The 19,533-nt window shown below is 46.4% G+C and carries 13 protein-coding genes; 8 read left to right on the forward strand and 5 right to left on the reverse strand.

Annotation, left to right across the window (positions count from 1 at the left end; translation table 11 throughout):
* Positions 1–70: 70 nt before the first annotated feature.
* The gene (locus BLV62_RS12375) at positions 71–1,285 is read left to right on the forward strand and encodes a serine hydrolase domain-containing protein (protein ID WP_225889526.1); all 1,215 of its coding nucleotides are present in this window, start codon (positions 71–73) and stop codon (positions 1,283–1,285) included.
* A gap of 66 nt (positions 1,286–1,351) precedes the next feature.
* On the opposite strand, the gene BLV62_RS12380 is transcribed toward BLV62_RS12375, so the two are convergent.
* Entirely contained in the window at positions 1,352–2,392 is a 1,041-nt protein-coding gene (locus BLV62_RS12380) for a cation diffusion facilitator family transporter (protein ID WP_225889527.1), read from the reverse strand.
* A gap of 106 nt (positions 2,393–2,498) precedes the next feature.
* On the opposite strand from BLV62_RS12380, the gene BLV62_RS12385 reads away from it, so the two are divergent.
* On the forward strand, positions 2,499–3,098 hold the full coding sequence (locus BLV62_RS12385; protein WP_089762056.1) for an HD domain-containing protein: 600 nt from the start codon (positions 2,499–2,501) through the stop codon (positions 3,096–3,098).
* Between the two features lie 103 nt (positions 3,099–3,201).
* Here BLV62_RS12385 and infC read toward each other — a convergent pair whose 3' ends face one another.
* From infC to BLV62_RS12405, 4 genes are all read right to left on the reverse strand, one after another.
* Positions 3,202–3,852 (reverse strand): translation initiation factor IF-3, encoded by a 651-nt coding sequence (gene infC / locus BLV62_RS12390; RefSeq protein WP_089762058.1) that lies wholly within the window; start codon positions 3,850–3,852, stop codon positions 3,202–3,204.
* A gap of 161 nt (positions 3,853–4,013) precedes the next feature.
* Positions 4,014–5,954, reverse strand: coding sequence for a threonine--tRNA ligase (gene thrS / locus BLV62_RS12395; protein ID WP_089762329.1), 1,941 nt, complete (start codon positions 5,952–5,954; stop codon positions 4,014–4,016).
* A gap of 506 nt (positions 5,955–6,460) precedes the next feature.
* Positions 6,461–8,821, reverse strand: coding sequence for a TonB-dependent receptor (locus BLV62_RS12400; RefSeq protein WP_225889528.1), 2,361 nt, complete (start codon positions 8,819–8,821; stop codon positions 6,461–6,463).
* A 62-nt stretch (positions 8,822–8,883) separates the two neighbouring features.
* On the reverse strand, positions 8,884–9,471 hold the full coding sequence (locus BLV62_RS12405) for a DUF3347 domain-containing protein (RefSeq protein WP_089762060.1): 588 nt from the start codon (positions 9,469–9,471) through the stop codon (positions 8,884–8,886).
* A 136-nt stretch (positions 9,472–9,607) separates the two neighbouring features.
* On the opposite strand from BLV62_RS12405, the gene BLV62_RS12410 reads away from it, so the two are divergent.
* From BLV62_RS12410 to BLV62_RS12435, 6 genes are all read left to right on the forward strand, one after another.
* The gene (locus tag BLV62_RS12410) at positions 9,608–11,584 is read left to right on the forward strand and encodes an ABC-F family ATP-binding cassette domain-containing protein (RefSeq protein ID WP_089762061.1); all 1,977 of its coding nucleotides are present in this window, start codon (positions 9,608–9,610) and stop codon (positions 11,582–11,584) included.
* Between the two features lie 120 nt (positions 11,585–11,704).
* Positions 11,705–12,391, forward strand: a complete 687-nt coding sequence (locus tag BLV62_RS12415) for a response regulator (protein WP_089762064.1) — start codon at positions 11,705–11,707, stop codon at positions 12,389–12,391.
* A gap of 8 nt (positions 12,392–12,399) precedes the next feature.
* Entirely contained in the window at positions 12,400–13,770 is a 1,371-nt protein-coding gene (locus BLV62_RS12420; protein ID WP_139170133.1) for a HAMP domain-containing sensor histidine kinase, read from the forward strand.
* A 99-nt stretch (positions 13,771–13,869) separates the two neighbouring features.
* Entirely contained in the window at positions 13,870–15,162 is a 1,293-nt protein-coding gene (locus BLV62_RS12425; protein WP_089762067.1) for a TolC family protein, read from the forward strand.
* Between the two features lie 4 nt (positions 15,163–15,166).
* Positions 15,167–16,258 carry an efflux RND transporter periplasmic adaptor subunit gene (locus BLV62_RS12430; protein ID WP_089762333.1) on the forward strand — a complete coding sequence of 364 codons (1,092 nt, stop codon included), beginning with the start codon at positions 15,167–15,169 and terminating at the stop codon, positions 16,256–16,258.
* Between the two features lie 112 nt (positions 16,259–16,370).
* The gene (locus BLV62_RS12435) at positions 16,371–19,469 is read left to right on the forward strand and encodes an efflux RND transporter permease subunit (protein ID WP_089762069.1); all 3,099 of its coding nucleotides are present in this window, start codon (positions 16,371–16,373) and stop codon (positions 19,467–19,469) included.
* Positions 19,470–19,533: the final 64 nt, after the last annotated feature.

Genomic DNA, 19,533 nt, shown 5'->3' on the forward strand with positions numbered 1-19,533 from the left:
TCTAAGCACTCTAATTTTAGCGCCTTGTTTCGGGATCAAATGAATTAAGTAAGTTAGTTACACACCTCTAATGAAGCGATTGAAAGCAGTCAGGATCATTTTAACACTATCGGGAATAGCAATAGTTACCAGTTGTCAGAGTAATTCAGCAAGCAGCAAAACAAATAGCCACAGGGCCGTAAGTTCCGACAGCAGCCGGTATACACTGAATTTAAGCGACGCAGAAAAGAATGCCATTTTAAATTCTCCGCGTACCCAGCAGATTCAGCGCGAACTGGAAGCCTATTATACAAATAAATTATTGCGAACCGGTTTCAACGGCGCCGTATTGGTTGCTAAAAAAGGCGTTGTTATTTTCGAAAAATATCACGGGTACGAAAACTCCAGGAGTAAGACCCCGGTTATCGACAGTTCTTCTTTCCAACTGGCGTCAGTATCCAAAACCTTTACAGGCGGGGCAGCGCTCTGGCTTGTTCAGAACGGGCAACTAAGCCTGGATGCCACGCTCCAGGAATTCTTTCCCAACTTTCCATACAAAGGTATTACCGTTAGAATGCTGCTGAACCACAGGAGCGGACTTCCCAACTACCTCTATTTCTGCGACAGCTTATGGAAAGATCCTTCCAGGTATATGACCAATGAAGACGTGATACGGCTGATGGAAGTGCATAAACCGAAGATCCAGCATGCGCCCGGTACCCATTTCCAGTATTGCAATACCAACTATATGCTGCTGGCCTCTATCATCGAAAAAGTTTCGGGCAAGAAATACCCTGAATTCATGCAGGAAACCATTTTCCAACCACTGGGCATGCACAATACTTTTGTTTTTCAACCCGGCACTATTGCTCATCCGCATCAGACTCAAAGCCATAAATACAATGGCCAGTTTGAACCGGATACGTATTTCGACGGCGTAATGGGCGATAAAGGTATCTACAGCACAGTGCAGGACATGCTGAAATGGGACCAGGCCCTTTATTCAGGCCAGCTCTTGAACGATAGCATCCTGAAAATGGCGTATACCCCTTACAGCAACGAAAAGCCGGGAGTAAGAAATTATGGATTGGGATGGAGATTGATGGTATATCCGGACGCTACTAAAAACATTGTGTATCACAACGGCTGGTGGCATGGCAACAATACTGTTTTCTACAGGTTCATCCAGGATAGTACCACCCTTATCATATTAGGCAATAAATACGACAGGGCTATTTATCAGTCGGTAAAGCCCATCAGGGAGATATTAGGACATGGCGATGGAGAAGAAGCAGGAGAAGAATAAACCAGGTAAATAATTATAGTTTGAAGGGGCTGTCTGATACCAGGCAGCCTCTTTTTTTTCGGCTTCCTAACCATGTTTCCTGTTAGGTAGAACGTTATCACGGGTCCAGGTGATCTCACCTGTAAAGGCATTGCTGCGTACGGGGCAGGCCGACTTCAGGCAATAATGGCAACAGGAAGGGATACAGGGGTCCATATGAATAAAGAACTCCACATCGCTGTTTGTAAAGCCTTCATTTACCAGCACCTCTACCCTTTTCATTTCATCGTGGGCATCGTTCAGCTCCAGGTAGTACGGCATAGTGATGTGGCAATCTATATGATAATTATTGCCATATTGCTGTATCCTCATATTGTGAATGTCTATCCAGTTCTCTCTCCGGTTGGCAGATAAGATGGTGATCACCTTGTCTACTACTTTCATATCTGTTTCATCCATCAGCCCGGAAATAGACCTCCGCATCAGCTTATAACCATTGTTCAGGATAAGGACGCCCATTACAAGGGAAACAATCGGGTCTATCAGTGTCCAGCCGGTAAAATGAATGGTGATCAGGGCGGCCATGAGAACCAGGCTGCTATAAACGTCGGTCATAATATGCTGCCCATTGCCGCTGATAGTGAGCGAAGAAAGCCGTTTACCGGAACGAACGAGATATAATCCAAGGAAGAGATTACCGAGTGTTGTGATGCCCAGCACCCACAAGCCGCTTTCCATCCGGAAGAGTTCACGGGGGTAAATAAAATACTGCACTGCCTTGAACAGGATCAGTATGCCGGCAATAAAGATCATGGCGCCTTCGAAGCCGATAGAGAAAAATTCGACCTTTCCATGGCCGTAAGGATGGTTCTCGTCTTTCGGTTGGCTGGCCAGGTAAATGCTGTAACTGGCAAATCCGCCCGCCACCACGTTGATGATAGACTCCAGTGCGTCTGAGAGGATCGCTACCGAGTGGGTTAAAAAATATGCAGCGAACTTGGCCCCTGTTATCAGGAAACTAATAAAGAGGGAAACCAGGATTACCCTTAATTCTTTCTTAAGCAATGGCCGGATGTATTTGGTGTTGTAAAGGAACAAAGGTACGTGAATATTGTTGACCAGCTTCAAAATGAAGGGTTTAATAAAAACATAACAGTATAACTGCTCCTATTAGCAGCCTGCACTTTTACATTTGCTGCAAGTAACTATTCACTAACCCTAATCTACGTACGAAATGACTGATAAAGAACAATATGCAAGGCAGGTAGTTGACCGGATCTTTGACCTCTATGAACGCCACGGAAATTCCGAATATGGAGAACAAGTAACGATGTTGATGCATATGATGCAGGCGGCGGTGATAGCCGAGCAGACCGGCTTCAATGATGAAATGGTGATTGCGGCTTTTCTTCACGACATAGGACACTTTTTTGAAGGGGAAGAACAGATGGATCAATACGGTACCAGGGCGCACGACAACCTGGGAAGCAGCTACCTGTTGGAGGTAGGATTCCCTGAACGGATGGCGAAACTGGTGGGAAGTCATGTTGCCGCCAAACGCTACCTGACCTGGTTCGACAGCGCCTATTACGAGACTTTGTCGGAAGCCAGCAAACAAACCCTTATCTACCAGGGAGGACCTATGACAGAGGAAGAGGCCTTAGCCTTTAAAAGCGATCCTTTGTTTCACCAGTACATACAGCTCCGGATCTGGGACGACATGGGGAAAGACGCCAACATCCCTGTTAACCCTTCGGATGTCGACAGGATGAAAGACAGGACCTTCCGGTACCTGTTGGCGCACCTGCAGGAAAACAGCGAAGTTGCAGAATAATAATAAACCGGTTAGTAAGTATCAAAAAAGTAAAAGCAGCATTCCAGGACTTTGTAGCCCTGTTATGCTGCTTTTCTAATTAGATATTAAAACGGAAGTTCGATTATTCTGATTCCTTTTCAGAAGGAGACGCTTTAGGCTCTCTTGGTTCTTTAGGTTCCTTTTCCTTCTTTTTGCTGGCTTTAGGAGCAAAAATGGCGATCATTCTCTTACCTTCCATGGTAGGCATACTTTCGAGGCTGCCTACTTCTGCCAATCGCTCAGCAAATTTCAACAGGATCAGTTCACCACGTTCTTTAAACATGATCGCACGTCCTTTGAACTGAACATAAGTTTTCACTTTGTTACCGTCTTTCAGGAAGCTTTCAGCATGTTTTGCTTTGAAGTCGAAGTCGTGATCGTCGGTGTTTGGCGTAAAGCGAATTTCTTTTACTTCGCTTTTGTGCGCCTTTGCCTTCATTTCTTTTTCCTTCTTCTTCTTTTCGTAGAGGAACTTGTTGTAGTCGATGATCCTGCAGACAGGCGGAACAGCATTAGGTGATATTTCAACCAGATCGAGTCCCATATCTTCGGCGATGCGAAGGGCTTCGTCAGTTTTGTAGATGCCCACTTCAATGTTGTCACCTACCAGTCTTACCTCCGGAACACGTATCATCCTGTTGGTACGATGTTCCTGTTGTTGTTCCCTGCGGAAGTTGGGGTTTCTTCCCCTGTTGTTACCACCGCCAAAACTTGGTTTGGGTCTTTGTTGCATTAAAAATTATAAAAATTAAGAATTATATGGTTCTATTGAGTCTGACCGTTTTTTCTTTTCGGATCAAAAACAACTTTTGCAAAAATAGTGGAAAATTCGTAGCAATAAACATACCTTATTTAAGTTAAGTTCATTGACTATATGCCTGTTTTCCGCAATTTTTATTCTATTGGTTTTTTGTTAGCTACTTCGTCGCTGACCAGTTTGATAAAGGCATCGACATTCATGGTTCCCAGGTCGCCTTTTGACTGGCGGCGTACAGCCACCACTTCATCTGCAGCCTCTTTTTCACCCAGTACCAGCATGTAAGGGATCTTGGCCAGTTCTGCTTCGCGGATCTTCTTTCCAATTTTTTCGCTTCGCTCGTCGATCTCTGCGCGAATGTCCGCTTTTTTCAGCAATTCTGCCACCTTCTCTGCGTAAGCCTGGCTTTTATCGCTGATCGGGAGGATCTTCACCTGTGTAGGCGCTAACCAAAGCGGGAATTTTCCTGCACAGTGTTCGATCAATACGGCGATGAAACGTTCCAGGGATCCGAACGGCGCACGGTGGATCATTACCGGGCGGTGCTTCTGGTTGTCGGCGCCGATGTATTCCAGCTCGAACCTTTCAGGCAGGTTGTAATCTACCTGGATGGTACCTAACTGCCATTTACGGCCCAACGCATCCTTCACCATGAAGTCCAGTTTCGGACCGTAGAAAGCTGCTTCACCGTATTCTACTACGGTGTTCAGGCCTTTTTCGGCGGCAGATTCGATAATCGCTCTTTCTGCCAGTTCCCAGTTCTCTTCGGAACCAATGTATTTGCTCCTGTCTTCCTTATCACGGAGGGAAATCTGTGCAGTGTATTCTGTAAAGCTAAGGCTGTTGAATACATACATTACCAGGTCTATTACTTTCTGGAATTCTTCCTTCACCTGGTCGGGACGACAGAATAAATGCGCATCGTCCTGGGTAAATCCGCGTACCCTTGTCAGCCCGTGCAATTCGCCATGTTGTTCGTAACGGTAAACGGTTCCGAATTCAGCAAAACGAACAGGAAGGTCTTTATATGACTTAGGGGAAGCTTTATAAAGTTCGCAGTGGTGCGGACAGTTCATTGGTTTCAGCATGAACTCCTCGCCTTCTTCCGGCGTGTGGATAGGCTGAAAACTGTCTTTACCATATTTTTCATAGTGTCCGCTGGTGATATACAGGTTTTTGTTCCCGATATGCGGGGTCACTACCGGCAGGTAGCCTGTTTCCAGCTGCGCTTCCTGCAGGAAACGTTGCAGGCGCTCGCGGAGCAGGGCGCCTTTCGGCAACCACATAGGGAGCCCGAGTCCTACCTTTTCAGAAAAGGTAAAGAGTTCCAGTTCCTTGCCCAGTTTGCGGTGGTCACGTTTCTTAGCTTCTTCTACCAGGGTAACATATTCGTCCAGCTCCTTCTGGTTAGGGAATGTAATTCCATAGATGCGGGTCAGCATCTTGTTCTTCTCATTACCTCTCCAGTAAGCGCCGGCAATGCTGGTCAGCTTTATCGCCTTAATGAAGCTGGTGTTGGGAATATGAGGTCCGCGACACAGGTCGGTGAAGCCGCCCTGGGTATAGAAAGTGATCTGACCGTCGGCCAGTTCATTGATCGTTTCTACTTTATAAGGGTCTCCTTTTTCTGTGAAATATGCTAAAGCATCTGCTTTGCTGACATCTTTACGAACGTATTCACTATTATGTTTGGAGAGTTCCACCATTTTTGCTTCGATCTTTTTCAGATCTTCTTCAGAAATAGTGCGGTCGCCCAGGTCAATATCGTAGTAAAATCCGTTTTCAATAGCAGGGCCGTATCCGAGTTTTACGCCGGGATAGAGCGCTTCCAGGGCTTCAGCCATCAGGTGGGCAGAAGAGTGCCACATAGTGGCTTTTCCGTCTTTGTCGACCCACGTCAGCAATTGGAGCGTGCTATCCGTCAATATCGGGCGTGTAGCATCCACTACCTGCCCGTTAACATTTGCGGCTAATACTTTGCGTGCCAATCCCTCGCTGATGGATTTGGCAATGTCCAATGCAGTTACTCCTGATTCATACTGACGAACTGCGCCATCCGGAAAAGTGATATTTATCATACGTTTTTCTGTGAGCTCCAAGTTGTTTTTAAAGAGCTGTATCCTTAATAAAATGTTTGCGAAGTTAAGAAATAGTTCGTTAGCTTTTTGTGAACTATCATGTTGAACTTAAGGATTTTAAAAATAAATAACGGGACAGCGGCCCTGTTTCAGTGTAAAACAATGTCGGGCAATTAATTACAGGATCACATTAACAGTATTTATATCTCTTTAAAACATTTATTATCAATCATTTTTATAGTAATAAATATTTTTAATAATTAGAACGTTAGCTTTGGATAAGGAAGAGATTTAACCATTCAAAGCATAAAAGAATTTCTACAATTTATCAAATCATTCGATATGAAATTAGTGGCATTATTTCAACATGATCTTAAACTCCCCGGGGCAAGGGCGCATCATACAGCAACCGTTTGGAAAAAGTCCTTTAAACACCCGGACTCTTTATTTTCATCTGCCGGCGTTAACTACCTTTTGACTATCCTTGAGTTATATTTCAAAAGGCCTTAAAAGCTGAAATTATACGTCACCGAAGGCAACACAGGAAACAACGACACCTGCTTCGCCGTCATCTTCACTGTACCCGCACTCCTCACCCCATTAGTTTCCTGGTCGAAGTAAATGAAATAAGGATTTTTCCGGTTGTAGACATTATAAACGGAGAAAGTCCAGCTGCCTTTAAAACGCCGCTTCTTCCCGGCTGCCGGCTTATATACTGCTGCCAGATCCAACCGGTGATAAGCCGCCATCCGGTAAGCATTGATCCGGCTATACCCCTGAATCAACGTACCCTCCATGAAATAGAAGGTTTCAGGAAGCGTAGTGGCATTCCCGCTTCCATAAATAAAAGTTCCTGAAAAAGTCCAGCGTTTATTGAGCTCGTAACTCGCCACTACCGAGAGATCATGCCTCCTGTCGTACTTCGCGGGATAACGCTTCCCGTCGTTCAACCCCGGGAACTGCCGCCAGGTCCAGCCAAGGGTATAACCCACCCATCCTGTTAACCTGCCCTGGCTTTTGTTAAGAAACCATTCCATCCCATAAGCCTCTCCCTTGCCGAAAATAAAATCGTTCTCGGGGTCGCTTAGCGCAGGCGTATACCCTTCCCGGTACTCGATCTGCTGATCCATCTGCTTATAATAAAGAGCTGCAGACAACTCATACTCATTGTCTTTAAAGTTCCTGAAATAACCCGCCGTATAATGCCAGGAGATCTGCGGCTTCACCAGGTAGGTACTGGGCACCCAAACATCCGTTGGTAAGGTGGTACCGGCATTTGATACGAGATGTATAAACTGGTGATGCCGTGTAGCGGCCACCTTTACCGACTGGTTGCCTTTCCAGGCGTAACGCAGTATGATCCTTGGTTCCAAGCCGCTATAAGTACCTACCGCCTTGCCACGCCCATACACCACACTGTCTTGTTTTTTTCCCCGGCTGTCGTAAAAATACCGGGTATAAGGGCCGATCTGCATAAACCCGCTATGTCTCAAACCCAGGTTCAGCCTGAAATGCGGGGAAATCTCCCAGTCATCCATCACATAAAGTCCTGTTTCATGGGCATACTTCCTGACTGCATTGTCTGGGCTTAATACTACACTATCCTGTTGCCCGCCGATCGTGGAGGGAGTAAAAGTATGGTAGATATAATTCCCCCCAAACTTAATATGATGGCGGGCATGCGGGTAATAATCAAAATCCAGTTTCGCGTTGCCATCATTGATCCCCGAAGTGATCTTAACATCAAAATAATTCTGCAGGGCGCTCACCTGGAATTTATACCGGTTATAGATCAGCGAGGTATTCATGAACAATTTGCTGTTGAAAACATGATTCCAACGCAGTGTAGCTGTGGTATTGCCCCAGGGGATCCTGACATTGAAAGACCTGTCGCTGTTATGGAAACTGAATACATCTTTTCCTGTATAGGCGCTTACATACAGGTGATCTTTATCCGACAACCTGAAATTCACCTTCGCATTCAGATCATAGAAATAATACCCAGAACCTTTGTAATTTGTATTATTGATAAATGGCTTTGTGATCAGATCCAGGTAGGTACGCCTGCCGCTAATAATAAATGAGGATTTGTTCTTCCGGATAGGCCCCTGTACAGAAAGCCTGGAAGCGATGAAACCAATTCCTCCTTCTCCCTGCAACTCTTTATTATTGCCTTCTTTCATGGAAACATCCACCACGGAAGAGAGCCGCCCGCCATAGTTAGCCGGCATTCCTCCTTTGATCAGGGTGGCGCTCCTGATGGCATCTGCATTAAATACCGAGAAAAAACCAAAGAGGTGACCGGTATTATAAACCGGCGCTTCATCGAGCAGGATAAGATTCTGATCCTGCGCTCCTCCCCTGACATACATGCCCGAATTCCCTTCTCCTGCGGCTTGTACGCCCGGCATCAGCTGCAAGGCTTTCAGTATATCCACCTCTCCCAACATGGAAGGCAATTTCTTTGCTGTAGCCACTGACAACCCAATCCTGCCAATGTCGGTGCTTTGAACATTGGCATCTTTGCTGACCGTAGCCTGCACCACTACTTCTTTAGCGGTAAAAGACCGGGGAGCCAGTTCCTGGTGCCGGACTATATTTCCTGTTAACTCGAGTGTAATAACCCTGGACGTATAACCCAGGTAAGAAAAGAGAAAGGTATAATTCCCCGGGGGCAGTGAGATGGAATAAAAGCCGTAGTTATTGGACTGTACGCCCACAAAGGGTTTTAACACCTGGATAGTGGCTCCTGACAAGGCCTCGCCGTTTGTACTGTCTTTCACAAACCCGCTTATTGTAAACTGCTGTGCGCCTGCGCGCACAATGATCAGCAACAAAAGGGATAGGCAGTAAAAACGTTTCATCATATCCGTGAATCATGAACAGTGATCCGGAAGTTACGAATTACTGTTCATGATATCACCTTAAGTTACTTATAAATAAGCGTATCCCTGGTTTCTCCGCAGGTTAACATTTCTTTACCAAAATATGGGTTGCGGATCACCGGTTTGTTGCTGAGCCAGAAAGCGCCGTTGTCGTTAAACGCCATTGGGCAGAATTGGTGATACACCGTATCTCCTTTGATACCGGTGTTTTTGATCAGATCGAATAACATATCCGATACCATCTGGAAAGAAGCCCGTTTCCCGTCTATCCCCTGTTCGCCAACCATGCCGACCAGTTCGGCGCTCATACTGCCGGTGATGCCGGTGATATCCGCCAGTTTTGCGCTGTCCATCTGCAATAAATTTACAGGCAAGCTATCGAGATGCCCTTTCAGTTCATTTGCCGCAGTGTTGGCGCCCAAACTGTCGTCTGCCACCAGTTTCTCCGTTAACTGGTAATAAGAATTCAAGGCAACCTTTAAAGAATCGTAAAAAACCGGGTTATAAGGCGCTTGCAACGCCTGGGCGCTTACCTCGTTCTGGTCATTGGCCGATTGACTGTTCTGCTGGCAGGAAACCAGCGCTGTGGCGAGTCCCAGGCCGGCAACGGTTACGAATATCTTAAAATTCATCTGTAAATGCTTTCCTGTAAAACTAGGGAAATTTACTACGACCACAAGAATAACCTGGCAGAAGGGATGCAGCGGCCATGGAATACCACAAAAATGTGTAACTTTGCACGTTTTTTACTCAATTTTTTGATTTTTTATGTTGATCGCATTACAGGATATTACGTTTGAGTTTGGCTCCAGGGTGATCCTGGAAGATTCTTCCTGGCATATAGAACCGGGCGACCGGGTAGGACTTATTGGTTTGAACGGAACCGGTAAATCTACCCTGTTGCGTATCATAAACGGCGAATATTCTGTTTCCAAGGGAAGCGTTAATAAAAGTAAAAACCTTACCATCGGGTTCTTTAACCAGGACCTGTTAAGCTTTGAAACCAACGAATCGATCCTGACTGTTGGTATGATGGCTTTTGGAAAGGCGCTGGAACTGGAAAAAGATATTGAACGTATCACGAAGGAACTGGAAGAAAATCAAACAGATGCCCTGCTGCACGAATTCAGCGATAAACTGCATGAATTTGAAGCCCTCGACGGCTACAACATGAAACATAAAACAGCCCAGGTACTGGAAGGTCTTGGTTTTACCACGTCCGACCTGGACAGGCCTTACAACGAGTTCTCCGGAGGTTGGAGAATGCGCGTACTGCTGGCCCGCCTGATCCTGCAGCAACCCGATGTACTCATGCTCGACGAGCCTACGAACCACCTCGACCTCCCGTCTATCGAATGGCTGGAGCGTTACCTGGTTGGTTATAACGGGGCGGTGATCATCGTATCGCACGACCGTTATTTCCTTGACAGGATGGTGAACAAGATCGTAGAACTGTACCAGCAGCAGCTCCATCACTATACCGGCTCCTATTCCGACTACGAAGTTGAAAAGGAACTGCGCAGGGAAATGCAGCAGAGAGCGTACGAAAACCAGCAGGACTATATCCGCCAGCAGGAAAGGTTTATTGAGCGGTTTAAGGCGAAAGCCTCTAAAGCCGCGCAGGCGCAGAGTATTGCAAAAAGATTGGATAAACTGGAAAGGATTGAACAGGTAGATAATGGTCCGAGCAAGATCCGCATCAACTTTACTGTAGATAAAACTCCCGGCAAGATCTTATGTACGCTTAACAACGTAAGCAAAAGCTACGGCAATATCAGCATCCTGAGAAATGCCAGCGCAGAGATCAACCGCGGTGATAAAATTGCCCTGATAGGCGCCAACGGTAAGGGTAAGTCTACTCTCCTCCGCATTATTTTCGGGATGGAAGAAATGGAAGGTGAAAGAATTCCCGGCCATAACGTAATGACCAGCTTTTATGCGCAACACCAACTGGAATCGCTGGATATGTCGAGCGAGATCCTGGATGAACTGAAGAACTTCGGCAGCGGACGCACAGAGCTGGAACTCCGCCAGTTGCTGGGTTGCTTCCTGTTTACAGGCGACGATGTATTTAAAAAGATCAAGATATTATCAGGAGGTGAAAAAGCAAGGGTAGCCCTGGCTAAGACCATCATCAGCCAGGCCAACTTCCTCATGCTCGACGAGCCTACGAACCACCTTGATATGAACTCCGTTCAGATGCTGATAGACGCGCTGAATAAGTACGAGGGCAGTTATGTACTGGTGTCGCACGACCGTTATTTCGTCAGCCAGACCGCCAATAAGATCTGGGAGATCGTAGACGGGCAGATCAAGGAATTTAAAGGTACATACACCGAATACGAAGAATGGAAAAAACGCATGGCGGCCCAGGCGCAAGGCGCAGCGAAAGCCGGTAACGAGAACAGGAAAGAGCAAAAGGCCGCTGCACAACAGCAACCTACTCCTGCCCCCGCTCCCGCCCCTGCGGCCAATAAAACGGCTATCAATAAGGAAGTGCAGAGAGAACTGCAAAAGCAGCAGAAGCAATTTGCCCAGGTAGAAAGCCAGCTTGCGAGCCTGAAAGACAGGAAAGCCAGCCTGGAAAACTCTCTTGGCGCGCCGGAGACATACAGCGATAAAGTTAAGTTTGCCCAGGTAGAAAGCGAGTACCAGGAAGTACAGAAATTACTGGATAAAGCAAACCAACAATACGAACAACTTTTTGAAAAGATCATGGAACTGGAGGCAAACCTCAACAGTTAAGGTTCCTTACAGTGAAGTAAAGAGGCATAAGGTTTTTTTGAATATATTTTCTATATTTATTAATAACCTTATGCTTCTTTGTTTTCGCAGCTTCTCTGCGAGCTAATAAAAATTTTGTGTATGCAAAAAATACTGGTAGTTGAAGATGAGGTTAAAGTAGCCAATGCCGTTAAAAAAGGCCTTGAAGAAAACGGGTTTGAAGTGGATGTTGCCTACGATGGGCGTATAGGCAAAGGATTGGCCACCAGTAACCATTACGACCTGGTCATACTGGACCTCAACCTTCCTCACAATAATGGTTACGAACTTTGTGAAGTGATCAGGCAGAAGAACAACAAAGTTCCGGTTATCATGCTCACTGCCCTGGGCGGCATGGAAGACAAAATGCAGGCCTTTGAGCTGGGCGCCGATGACTACCTGGTAAAACCTTTCGATTTCCGGGAATTGCTCGCCCGTATCCGGGTGTTCCTTAAACGGGCCGGATCTGAAGCCACACATGGCACCCAGTACAAGATCAGCATCGCCGATCTCGAAATTGACCGCGAAAAAAAAGATGTAACCCGTGGCGGTAAAAAAATCACCCTCACCGCCAAAGAATATCAATTGCTGGAATTTCTTGCACTGCATAAAGGAAAAGTTATCTCTAAACTCACCATTGCTGAAAAAGTATGGGATATCGACTTCGACACCGGTACCAACGTGATCGAAGTATACATGAACTTTCTCAGGAAGAAGATAGACAAAGACTTTGACCAGAAACTGCTGCATACCAAAACCGGTATGGGCTACTACCTGTCGGAAGAATAAGCCAGTCCTTGAAGATTAAATACAAAATAGCGCTTTATTATACCCTGTCGGCTACGCTGATGCTGATTGCCTTTGCAGGGTTTGCCTATTATTTTTCTGCGAAATCCAGGAAAGCCGAATACCTGGAAAGGCTGGAATACAGGGCCCGTTCTATTGCCAATGTGATCATTGAAGATGGAAATGTAAAAGTGGATCTTCTGAGGAAGCTTGACAGGACCACGTTCCAGGACCTGTACAAAGAAACCATCCTCGTATACAACCCCAACTACGACCTGCTTTACAGCAACCTTAAAGACACCACCATCAGGACCAACCAGGCCCTTCTCACCTATATAAAAGAAAATAAACTGTATAGTTATGATAAAGGCAATGGAGAAGTAGTGGGCGTATATTATACAGAAGGCACGGTGTCCGTGATCGTGATCGTTGCCTCCTTTGATAAATACGGCTTCCAGAACCTTCAGAACCTGCGGCGCATCTTATTGATCGAAGCCCTTATTGCCATTGGCATATTGGTTGGCGTGGGTTATTTCTTCGCCCGGAAAATGGTGCAGCCAATAGACAAACTGGTGGAGCAGGTAGACAGCATTAATGCCAATAATCTACAGGATACCCAGGTAGCAGTAAAAGGGAAAGATGAAATATCCAAGCTGGGCGCCAATTTCAACACCATGCTGCAAAGATTGAGCGAATCGTTCCACCTGCAGAAAAGTTTTGTGAGTAACGCATCGCATGAACTTCGTACCCCCCTTGCCGCTATAATCAGCCAGTTGCAGGTAACGCTGTCTAAAGAGCGCAGCAAAGAAGAATACCTGGCATTGCTGACCTCTTTGCTGGAAGATGCCGAAAACCTTTCAGACCTTTCCAATGGCCTGCTTCAGCTGGCGCAATCTGAAATGCGCCAGGAAGGATTTGCATTCACGGATGTAAGAATAGATGAGCTGCTGCTTGAAATGCCAACGCTGATCAGGTTAAAACAGAAGAATACCAGCAAGGTAGACATACATTTTGTAAAAGTGCCTGACAACGATTCCGATGTAACCTGCCATGGCAACGAGAACCTGTTGAAAGTACTTTTCCTTAACCTGATAGACAACGCCTGTAAGTTTTCCGATAACAACACCGCCATTGTAACCATTGATTTCTTCACTCAATATATCTTAGTACAGGTAAAAGACACCGGGATAGGCATCCCTCCTGCCGAGATCAATAAAATATTTGAACCCTTTTACCGCGGTCAAAATGCCTTGCAGATCCGCGGCCATGGACTTGGCTTATCTATCTGCAAAAAAATAGTACAGCTTCATAACGGGCATATCACAGTTACTTCCACATCGCAGGAGGGCACCACTTTTACCGTGATGCTGCCTCATCTCTAATCTTATTTTAATCTCCGTTAATCTCTATCTTAATTCATTTTAAGTCTTTTTTAATTTGCCTTAAAGGCCCCTTTAATTCTACTTGCTGAGTTTTGTATCATGAAATTTGGCATTATGCGGACATTCAGGATACTGCTCTTCGGAGTAATGATCAGTTGCCTGGGCTTTAGCAAAACGACGCAGGCACAAACACCCAAAACACCTATCACACTGCAGGCTGTAGAAGATTCTTTCATTGTCAGAAACTACGCACTTCTTGCTCAACGTTACCAGATCGATGCATCCAAAGCACTTATCAGGCAGGCGAAAATATGGAGCAATCCCACTTTCAGCACCGTACTTGGATTTGGAAGTACAAATAATTTCCGGCCATTTGCAGTTGGTGCAAACGGGCAAACAGAATACAACATTGACCAGTTGATACAGCTGGCAGGAAAACGAAATAAGAATGTACAGTTAGCGGCAACTGCCGCAAGGATGAACGAGGCGACTTTCGATGAATTGTTACGTACGCTTAAACTTCAGCTCAGGGAAAATTTCTATAACCTGTACTACCGGCAGCAGACAGCGAAGATATTGAAAGAGCAGCTGGACAACCTGGAAACAATCGTGAAAGCATATGTGGTAGCGGATCAGAAAGGAAGCGTAGCGCATGCGGACCTGGTGCGATTGCAGGCTTTGCAGGTAGGACTGGAAAACGATTACCTGGATCTGAAACAACAGGAACTGGAATCGCAAAAGAACCTGCAACAGTTATTACACTCGCAGGATTTCTATGAAGCCACTCTTTCGCCTTCCGACCTTGTTGCTTACAACCTTGATAAACTGCAACTGCAGCAACTCCTGGACAGTGCCGCGGTTAACCGCCCCGACGTCAGGGTGGCGGATATGGAATTGCAGACATCCCGGTTAAATTACCGCCTGCAGAAAGCAATGGCGGTTCCCGACCTCCATGTTGGCGCCACCTACGACAAGCAGGGAAGTTATGTCAATAACTTCGTTGGCCTTACGCTGGGCATAGATCTCCCCCTCTGGAACAGGAACCAGGGCAACATCAAATCTGCCGCCCTCCAGGTAAACGCTACACAACAACAATTACTACAGCAACAATCCATAGCGCAAACGGAAGTACTCAACGCCTGGCAACAGATCCTCGCACTGGAAAAGCGCTACAAAGGATTTGACCTGCATCTTTTCCAGAACGAATTCGACACGCTGATAGAGGAAGTAGCGAAGAACTTCAGCAAAGGCAACATCACGCTGCTCCAGTTCATCGATTATTTCAACAGTTACAGTGATAACGCAAAAAATATAAACACGTTCTTATCCAAACGGGTAAACGCGTACGAAGAACTCAATTATGCAACCGGACAAGAATTATTTAAAAAATAAACTTATGAAGCAGCCTATTCTGATCATTGGTTTCTCGCTGCTCGCAGCAGGAGCATGGACTAGCTGTAAACCAAGCCAGGCGGAAGGTGCAGAGAAAACAACATTTGTGCTTAGCGATACCATGCTGAAAAATACCCGCATTGACACCGCCCGGATGGAGCCTGTGAAAAACGAACTTCGCCTTTCCGGTAAAGTAACTCCCAACGGCGGCAAAGTATTGAAAGTATATCCATTGGTGAGCGGCTATGTAGAAGACATTAAAGTACAACTGGGCGACTATGTGCAGAAGGGACAGGTATTGGCGGTGATACACAGTGCGGAAATTGCAGACTATGAGAAGCAACTCATACAGGCAAAGTCTGACAGGAACGTGGCCGACAAAAACCTGAAAGTAGCGGAAGACCTCTACGCCAGTCGTTTGAGCACTGAAAAAGACGTAGTGAATGCCAAAGGCGAGTTGCAGAAATCAGATGCAGAGATCGCCCGCCTGAACGATCTGTTTAAAATATACAGGAAAGGAAAAGGCGCTACCTACCTGGTTACCGCCCCTATCTCCGGCTATGTTATAGAAAAGAACATCAACAACAATATGGAGATCCGTACGGATAACAGCAGCAACATTTTCACTATTTCCGAGCTGGATGATGTATGGGTAATGGCTAATGTGTTCGAAACAGATATCAGCCGGATAAAAGAAGGATATGATGCCGATGTGGTGACCGTAAGTTACCCCGATCAGCCGTTCCACGGGAAGATAGACAAGATCTATAATTTCCTGGACCCTACTACCAAAACCATGCAGGTAAGGATACGGCTGGATAATAAGAACATGCTGCTGAAGCCTGAAATGTTTGCAACCGTGTATGTGAAATACGAAGACCAGGACCAGAAGATCGCGGTGCCTTCAGCCGCTGTGATATTTGATAACAGCAAAAACTATGTACTGGTATTCAAAGATAAATTCAATATCGCTGTACGCCAGGTAGAAGTGGCTAAAACATCGGGAGATATTACTTACCTCTCTTCAGGCCTTGCCGCAGGTGAGAAAGTGATCTCTAAAAATCAATTGCTCATCTATGATGCACTGAAAGATTAAAACAGTGCCTGCTGATCCGGTTGCCGGACCGGCTGTCCTGCCAGGACTGCCGATCCAGGAACTTCCTTGACAGAACTGAAGATCAAGCGTATCATACTAACGAAGAGGATATATGAATAAGTTCATTAGAAATATTGTGGCCTTTTCACTGAAGAACAAATTGTTCGTGTTCATTGGTGTAGCCGTATTAATAACAGCGGGAGTATTTTCTTTCGTACATACTCCCATTGAAGCATTCCCGGATGTAACCAATACGCAGATCGTTATTGTTACGAAGTGGAATGGCCGGAGTGCGCAGGAAGTTGAGCGGTTTGTGACACTTCCCATTGAAGTGTCGATGAACGCAGTGCAGAAGAAAACCAGCGTACGCTCTGTAACCATGTTTGGATTGTCTGTTGTTAAGATCATGTTTGAAGATGATGTGGAAGATTTTTTTGCACGGCAACAGGTGAACAACATGCTGGCGGGCGTAAGCCTTCCCGAAGGAGCGGAACCGGAAGTGCAGCCCCCTTATGGTCCGACCGGCGAAATATTCAGGTATTACCTGAAAAGCGACAAACGGGATTCCAGGGATCTGCTTACCTGGCAGAACTGGGTGATCGACAGGCAGCTGCGCAGCGTTCCGGGGGTGGCAGACGTAGTGGCATTCGGCGGCCAGGAAAAGATCTATGAAATATCGGCCGACCCGGTTCGTTTAGCCAAATACGATATAACCCCGCTGGAGCTTTACCAGGCAGTTACCAAAAGCAATGTGAACGTAGGCGGAGATGTGATCGAGAAGAACGGCCAGGCATACGTGGTAAGAGGAATCGGGTTGCTGAACAGCATACAGGACATCAACAATATCATCATACAGAACAACAATGGAGTTCCCCTGCTGGTGAAAGACCTGGCCAATGTACGGGAAGCATCGGCGCCAAGAGTGGGCCAGGTGGGCATCGACAAGCAGGACGACCTGGTAGAAGGCATCGTGGTAATGCGAAAAGGGGAAAACCCGTCGGAAGTGCTGGCACGGCTGAAAGATAAGCTGAAAGAACTGAACGAAACTATATTGCCCGACGACGTTAAAATGGAAACATTCTACGACCGGGATAACCTGATGAGGTTCTGTACCCATACCGTCATGCACAACCTTGCAGAAGGTATCATATTTGTAACGGTGATCGTTTTCCTTTTCATGGCCGACTGGAGAACTACTGTCATTGTTTCCATCATCATCCCGCTGGCCCTGCTGTTTGCCTTTATGTGCCTGCGGCTCAAGGGTATGAGCGCTAACCTGCTGTCGATGGGCGCGATCGACTTTGGTATCATTATCGACGGAGCGGTGGTGATGGTAGAAGGAATATTTGTAATGCTGGATCACAAGGCGCATAAATATGGGATGGAGAAATTCAACCGCATGGCAAAATTGGGCTGGATCAAGCAAACAGGCGGAGATCTTGCGAAAGCGATCTTCTTCTCCAAACTGATCATCATCATTTCCCTGGTGCCTATCTTCTCATTCCAGAAAGTAGAAGGTAAGATGTTCTCGCCCCTGGCCTGGACGCTCGGTTTTGCGTTGTTGGGAGCCTTGCTTTTTACCCTTACCCTGGTGCCGGTATTATGTTCCATCCTTCTGAACAAAAATGTTAAAGAGAAGAATAACGTGATCGTTAATTTCTTTGACAGAACGGTAATGAAAGGGTTCGGATGGACCTATCGCAATAAGAAACTCAGTCTTACCCTGGCCCTGGCCTTTATGGTGCTCACCTTCTTTTCAGCCAAATTCCTGGGAACAGAATTCCTGCCCCAGCTGAACGAGGGTTCGTTATGGGTAACAACGGAGCTGCCTATGAGTATGTCGCTGACCGAAAGCACGAAGATGGCGCATGACATCCGCCAGGACCTGGGCGGTTTCCCGGAAGTGAAAAGAGTATTGTCGCAGGTTGGAAGATCCAATGACGGAACCGATCCTAACGGGTTTTACTTTGTGCAGTACCAGGTAGACCTGGCGCCGAAAGAGGAATGGAAAAGGAAGATCACGCAGGACGAGCTGATCTCTGAAATGGAGCAGCGTCTGAAAAAGTATCCCGGCATCATCCTTAACTTCTCTCAACCGATCAGTGATAACGTTTCGGAAGCGGTAGCCGGTTTTAAAGCAGCTAATGGCGTGAAGATATATGGAGATGACCTGGTGAAGCTGGAAGCATTATCTCAACAGGCGATGGCGCAGTTAAGAACAGTACCTGGCATTAAAGACCTTGGCGTGATCAGGAATATCGGTCAGCCGGAAATGAGTATCAACCTGGATGATAACAAGATGGCGCAGTATGGAGTAGCCACAGCGGATGCACAGGCTGTAATTGAAATGGCTATCGGTGGTAAAACCGCTACCCAGTTGTACGAAGGGGAGAAAAAATTTGATATCCGTATCCGGTACGACGAGAATTACCGTAAAACGGAAGATGACCTGGCCAACCTGATGGTACCTACCATCAACAATAACAAGATCCCGTTGAAAGAGATCGCCGAGATCACCACCATCACTGGTCCGGCCTTTATTTACAGGGATAACAACAAACGGTTTATAGGGGTAAAATTCTCGGTACGCGACCGCGACCTGGGCAGCACCATAGCAGAAGCGCAGGAGAAGATCAATAAAGCCATTAAGCTGCCGAAAGGATACAGCATTGGCTGGACCGGGGAATTCGAGAACCAGGTACGCGCCACCCAACGTCTGGGACAGGTAGTGCCTATCAGCATCGTTGCCATCTTCCTTATCCTCTTTATTATGCTGGGTAATGTAAAAGATGCCGGCCTTGTACTGATGAATGTTCCGTTTGCGCTGATAGGCGGGATCCTGGCCCTGCATGTAACGGGTATGAACTTTGGCATCTCTGCGGGTGTAGGATTTATTGCCCTTTTCGGGATCTGTATACAAAATGGGGTGATCCTGATCTCGGTATTCCACAAAAACCTCGAACAAAAAATTACCTTGAATGAATCTATAAAACTGGGGGTTCAGAGCAGGGTCCGGCCGGTTGTGATGACCGCGCTGATGGCGGCTATAGGCCTTGTTCCGGCGGCGTTGTCGCATGGTATCGGTTCCGAAACCCAGAAACCTTTGGCGATAGTGGTAATAGGGGGTTTAATCACAGCTACCGTCTTAACATTATTAGTGTTCCCCATCATTTTTTACGGAGCATATAAAGCGAAAAAAGTTCCGCTATAAGAAATTGGTACTGGAGGGCCTCCGGCTAACCTTTTTTTAGTTCGCATATAGGTTGATAGAATGG

It is taken from the genome of Chitinophaga terrae (ex Kim and Jung 2007), from assembly GCF_900107795.1.
Taxonomy (GTDB): Bacteria; Bacteroidota; Bacteroidia; order Chitinophagales; family Chitinophagaceae; genus Chitinophaga; species Chitinophaga terrae.

Excerpts from the sequence above, each read along its gene's own strand:
- BLV62_RS12375 (WP_225889526.1), top strand. The coding sequence starts at position 71 with ATGAAGCGATTGAAAGCAGTCAGGATCATTTTAACACTATCGGGAATA.
- BLV62_RS12385 (WP_089762056.1), top strand. The coding sequence starts at position 2,499 with ATGACTGATAAAGAACAATATGCAAGGCAGGTAGTTGACCGGATCTTT.
- infC (WP_089762058.1), bottom strand. The coding sequence starts at position 3,852 with ATGCAACAAAGACCCAAACCAAGTTTTGGCGGTGGTAACAACAGGGGA.
- thrS (WP_089762329.1), bottom strand. The coding sequence starts at position 5,954 with ATGATAAATATCACTTTTCCGGATGGCGCAGTTCGTCAGTATGAATCA.
- BLV62_RS12400 (WP_225889528.1), bottom strand. The coding sequence starts at position 8,821 with ATGATGAAACGTTTTTACTGCCTATCCCTTTTGTTGCTGATCATTGTG.
- BLV62_RS12405 (WP_089762060.1), bottom strand. The coding sequence starts at position 9,471 with ATGAATTTTAAGATATTCGTAACCGTTGCCGGCCTGGGACTCGCCACA.
- BLV62_RS12410 (WP_089762061.1), top strand. The coding sequence starts at position 9,608 with ATGTTGATCGCATTACAGGATATTACGTTTGAGTTTGGCTCCAGGGTG.
- BLV62_RS12415 (WP_089762064.1), top strand. The coding sequence starts at position 11,705 with ATGCAAAAAATACTGGTAGTTGAAGATGAGGTTAAAGTAGCCAATGCC.
- BLV62_RS12425 (WP_089762067.1), top strand. The coding sequence starts at position 13,870 with ATGAAATTTGGCATTATGCGGACATTCAGGATACTGCTCTTCGGAGTA.
- BLV62_RS12430 (WP_089762333.1), top strand. The coding sequence starts at position 15,167 with ATGAAGCAGCCTATTCTGATCATTGGTTTCTCGCTGCTCGCAGCAGGA.
- BLV62_RS12435 (WP_089762069.1), top strand. The coding sequence starts at position 16,371 with ATGAATAAGTTCATTAGAAATATTGTGGCCTTTTCACTGAAGAACAAA.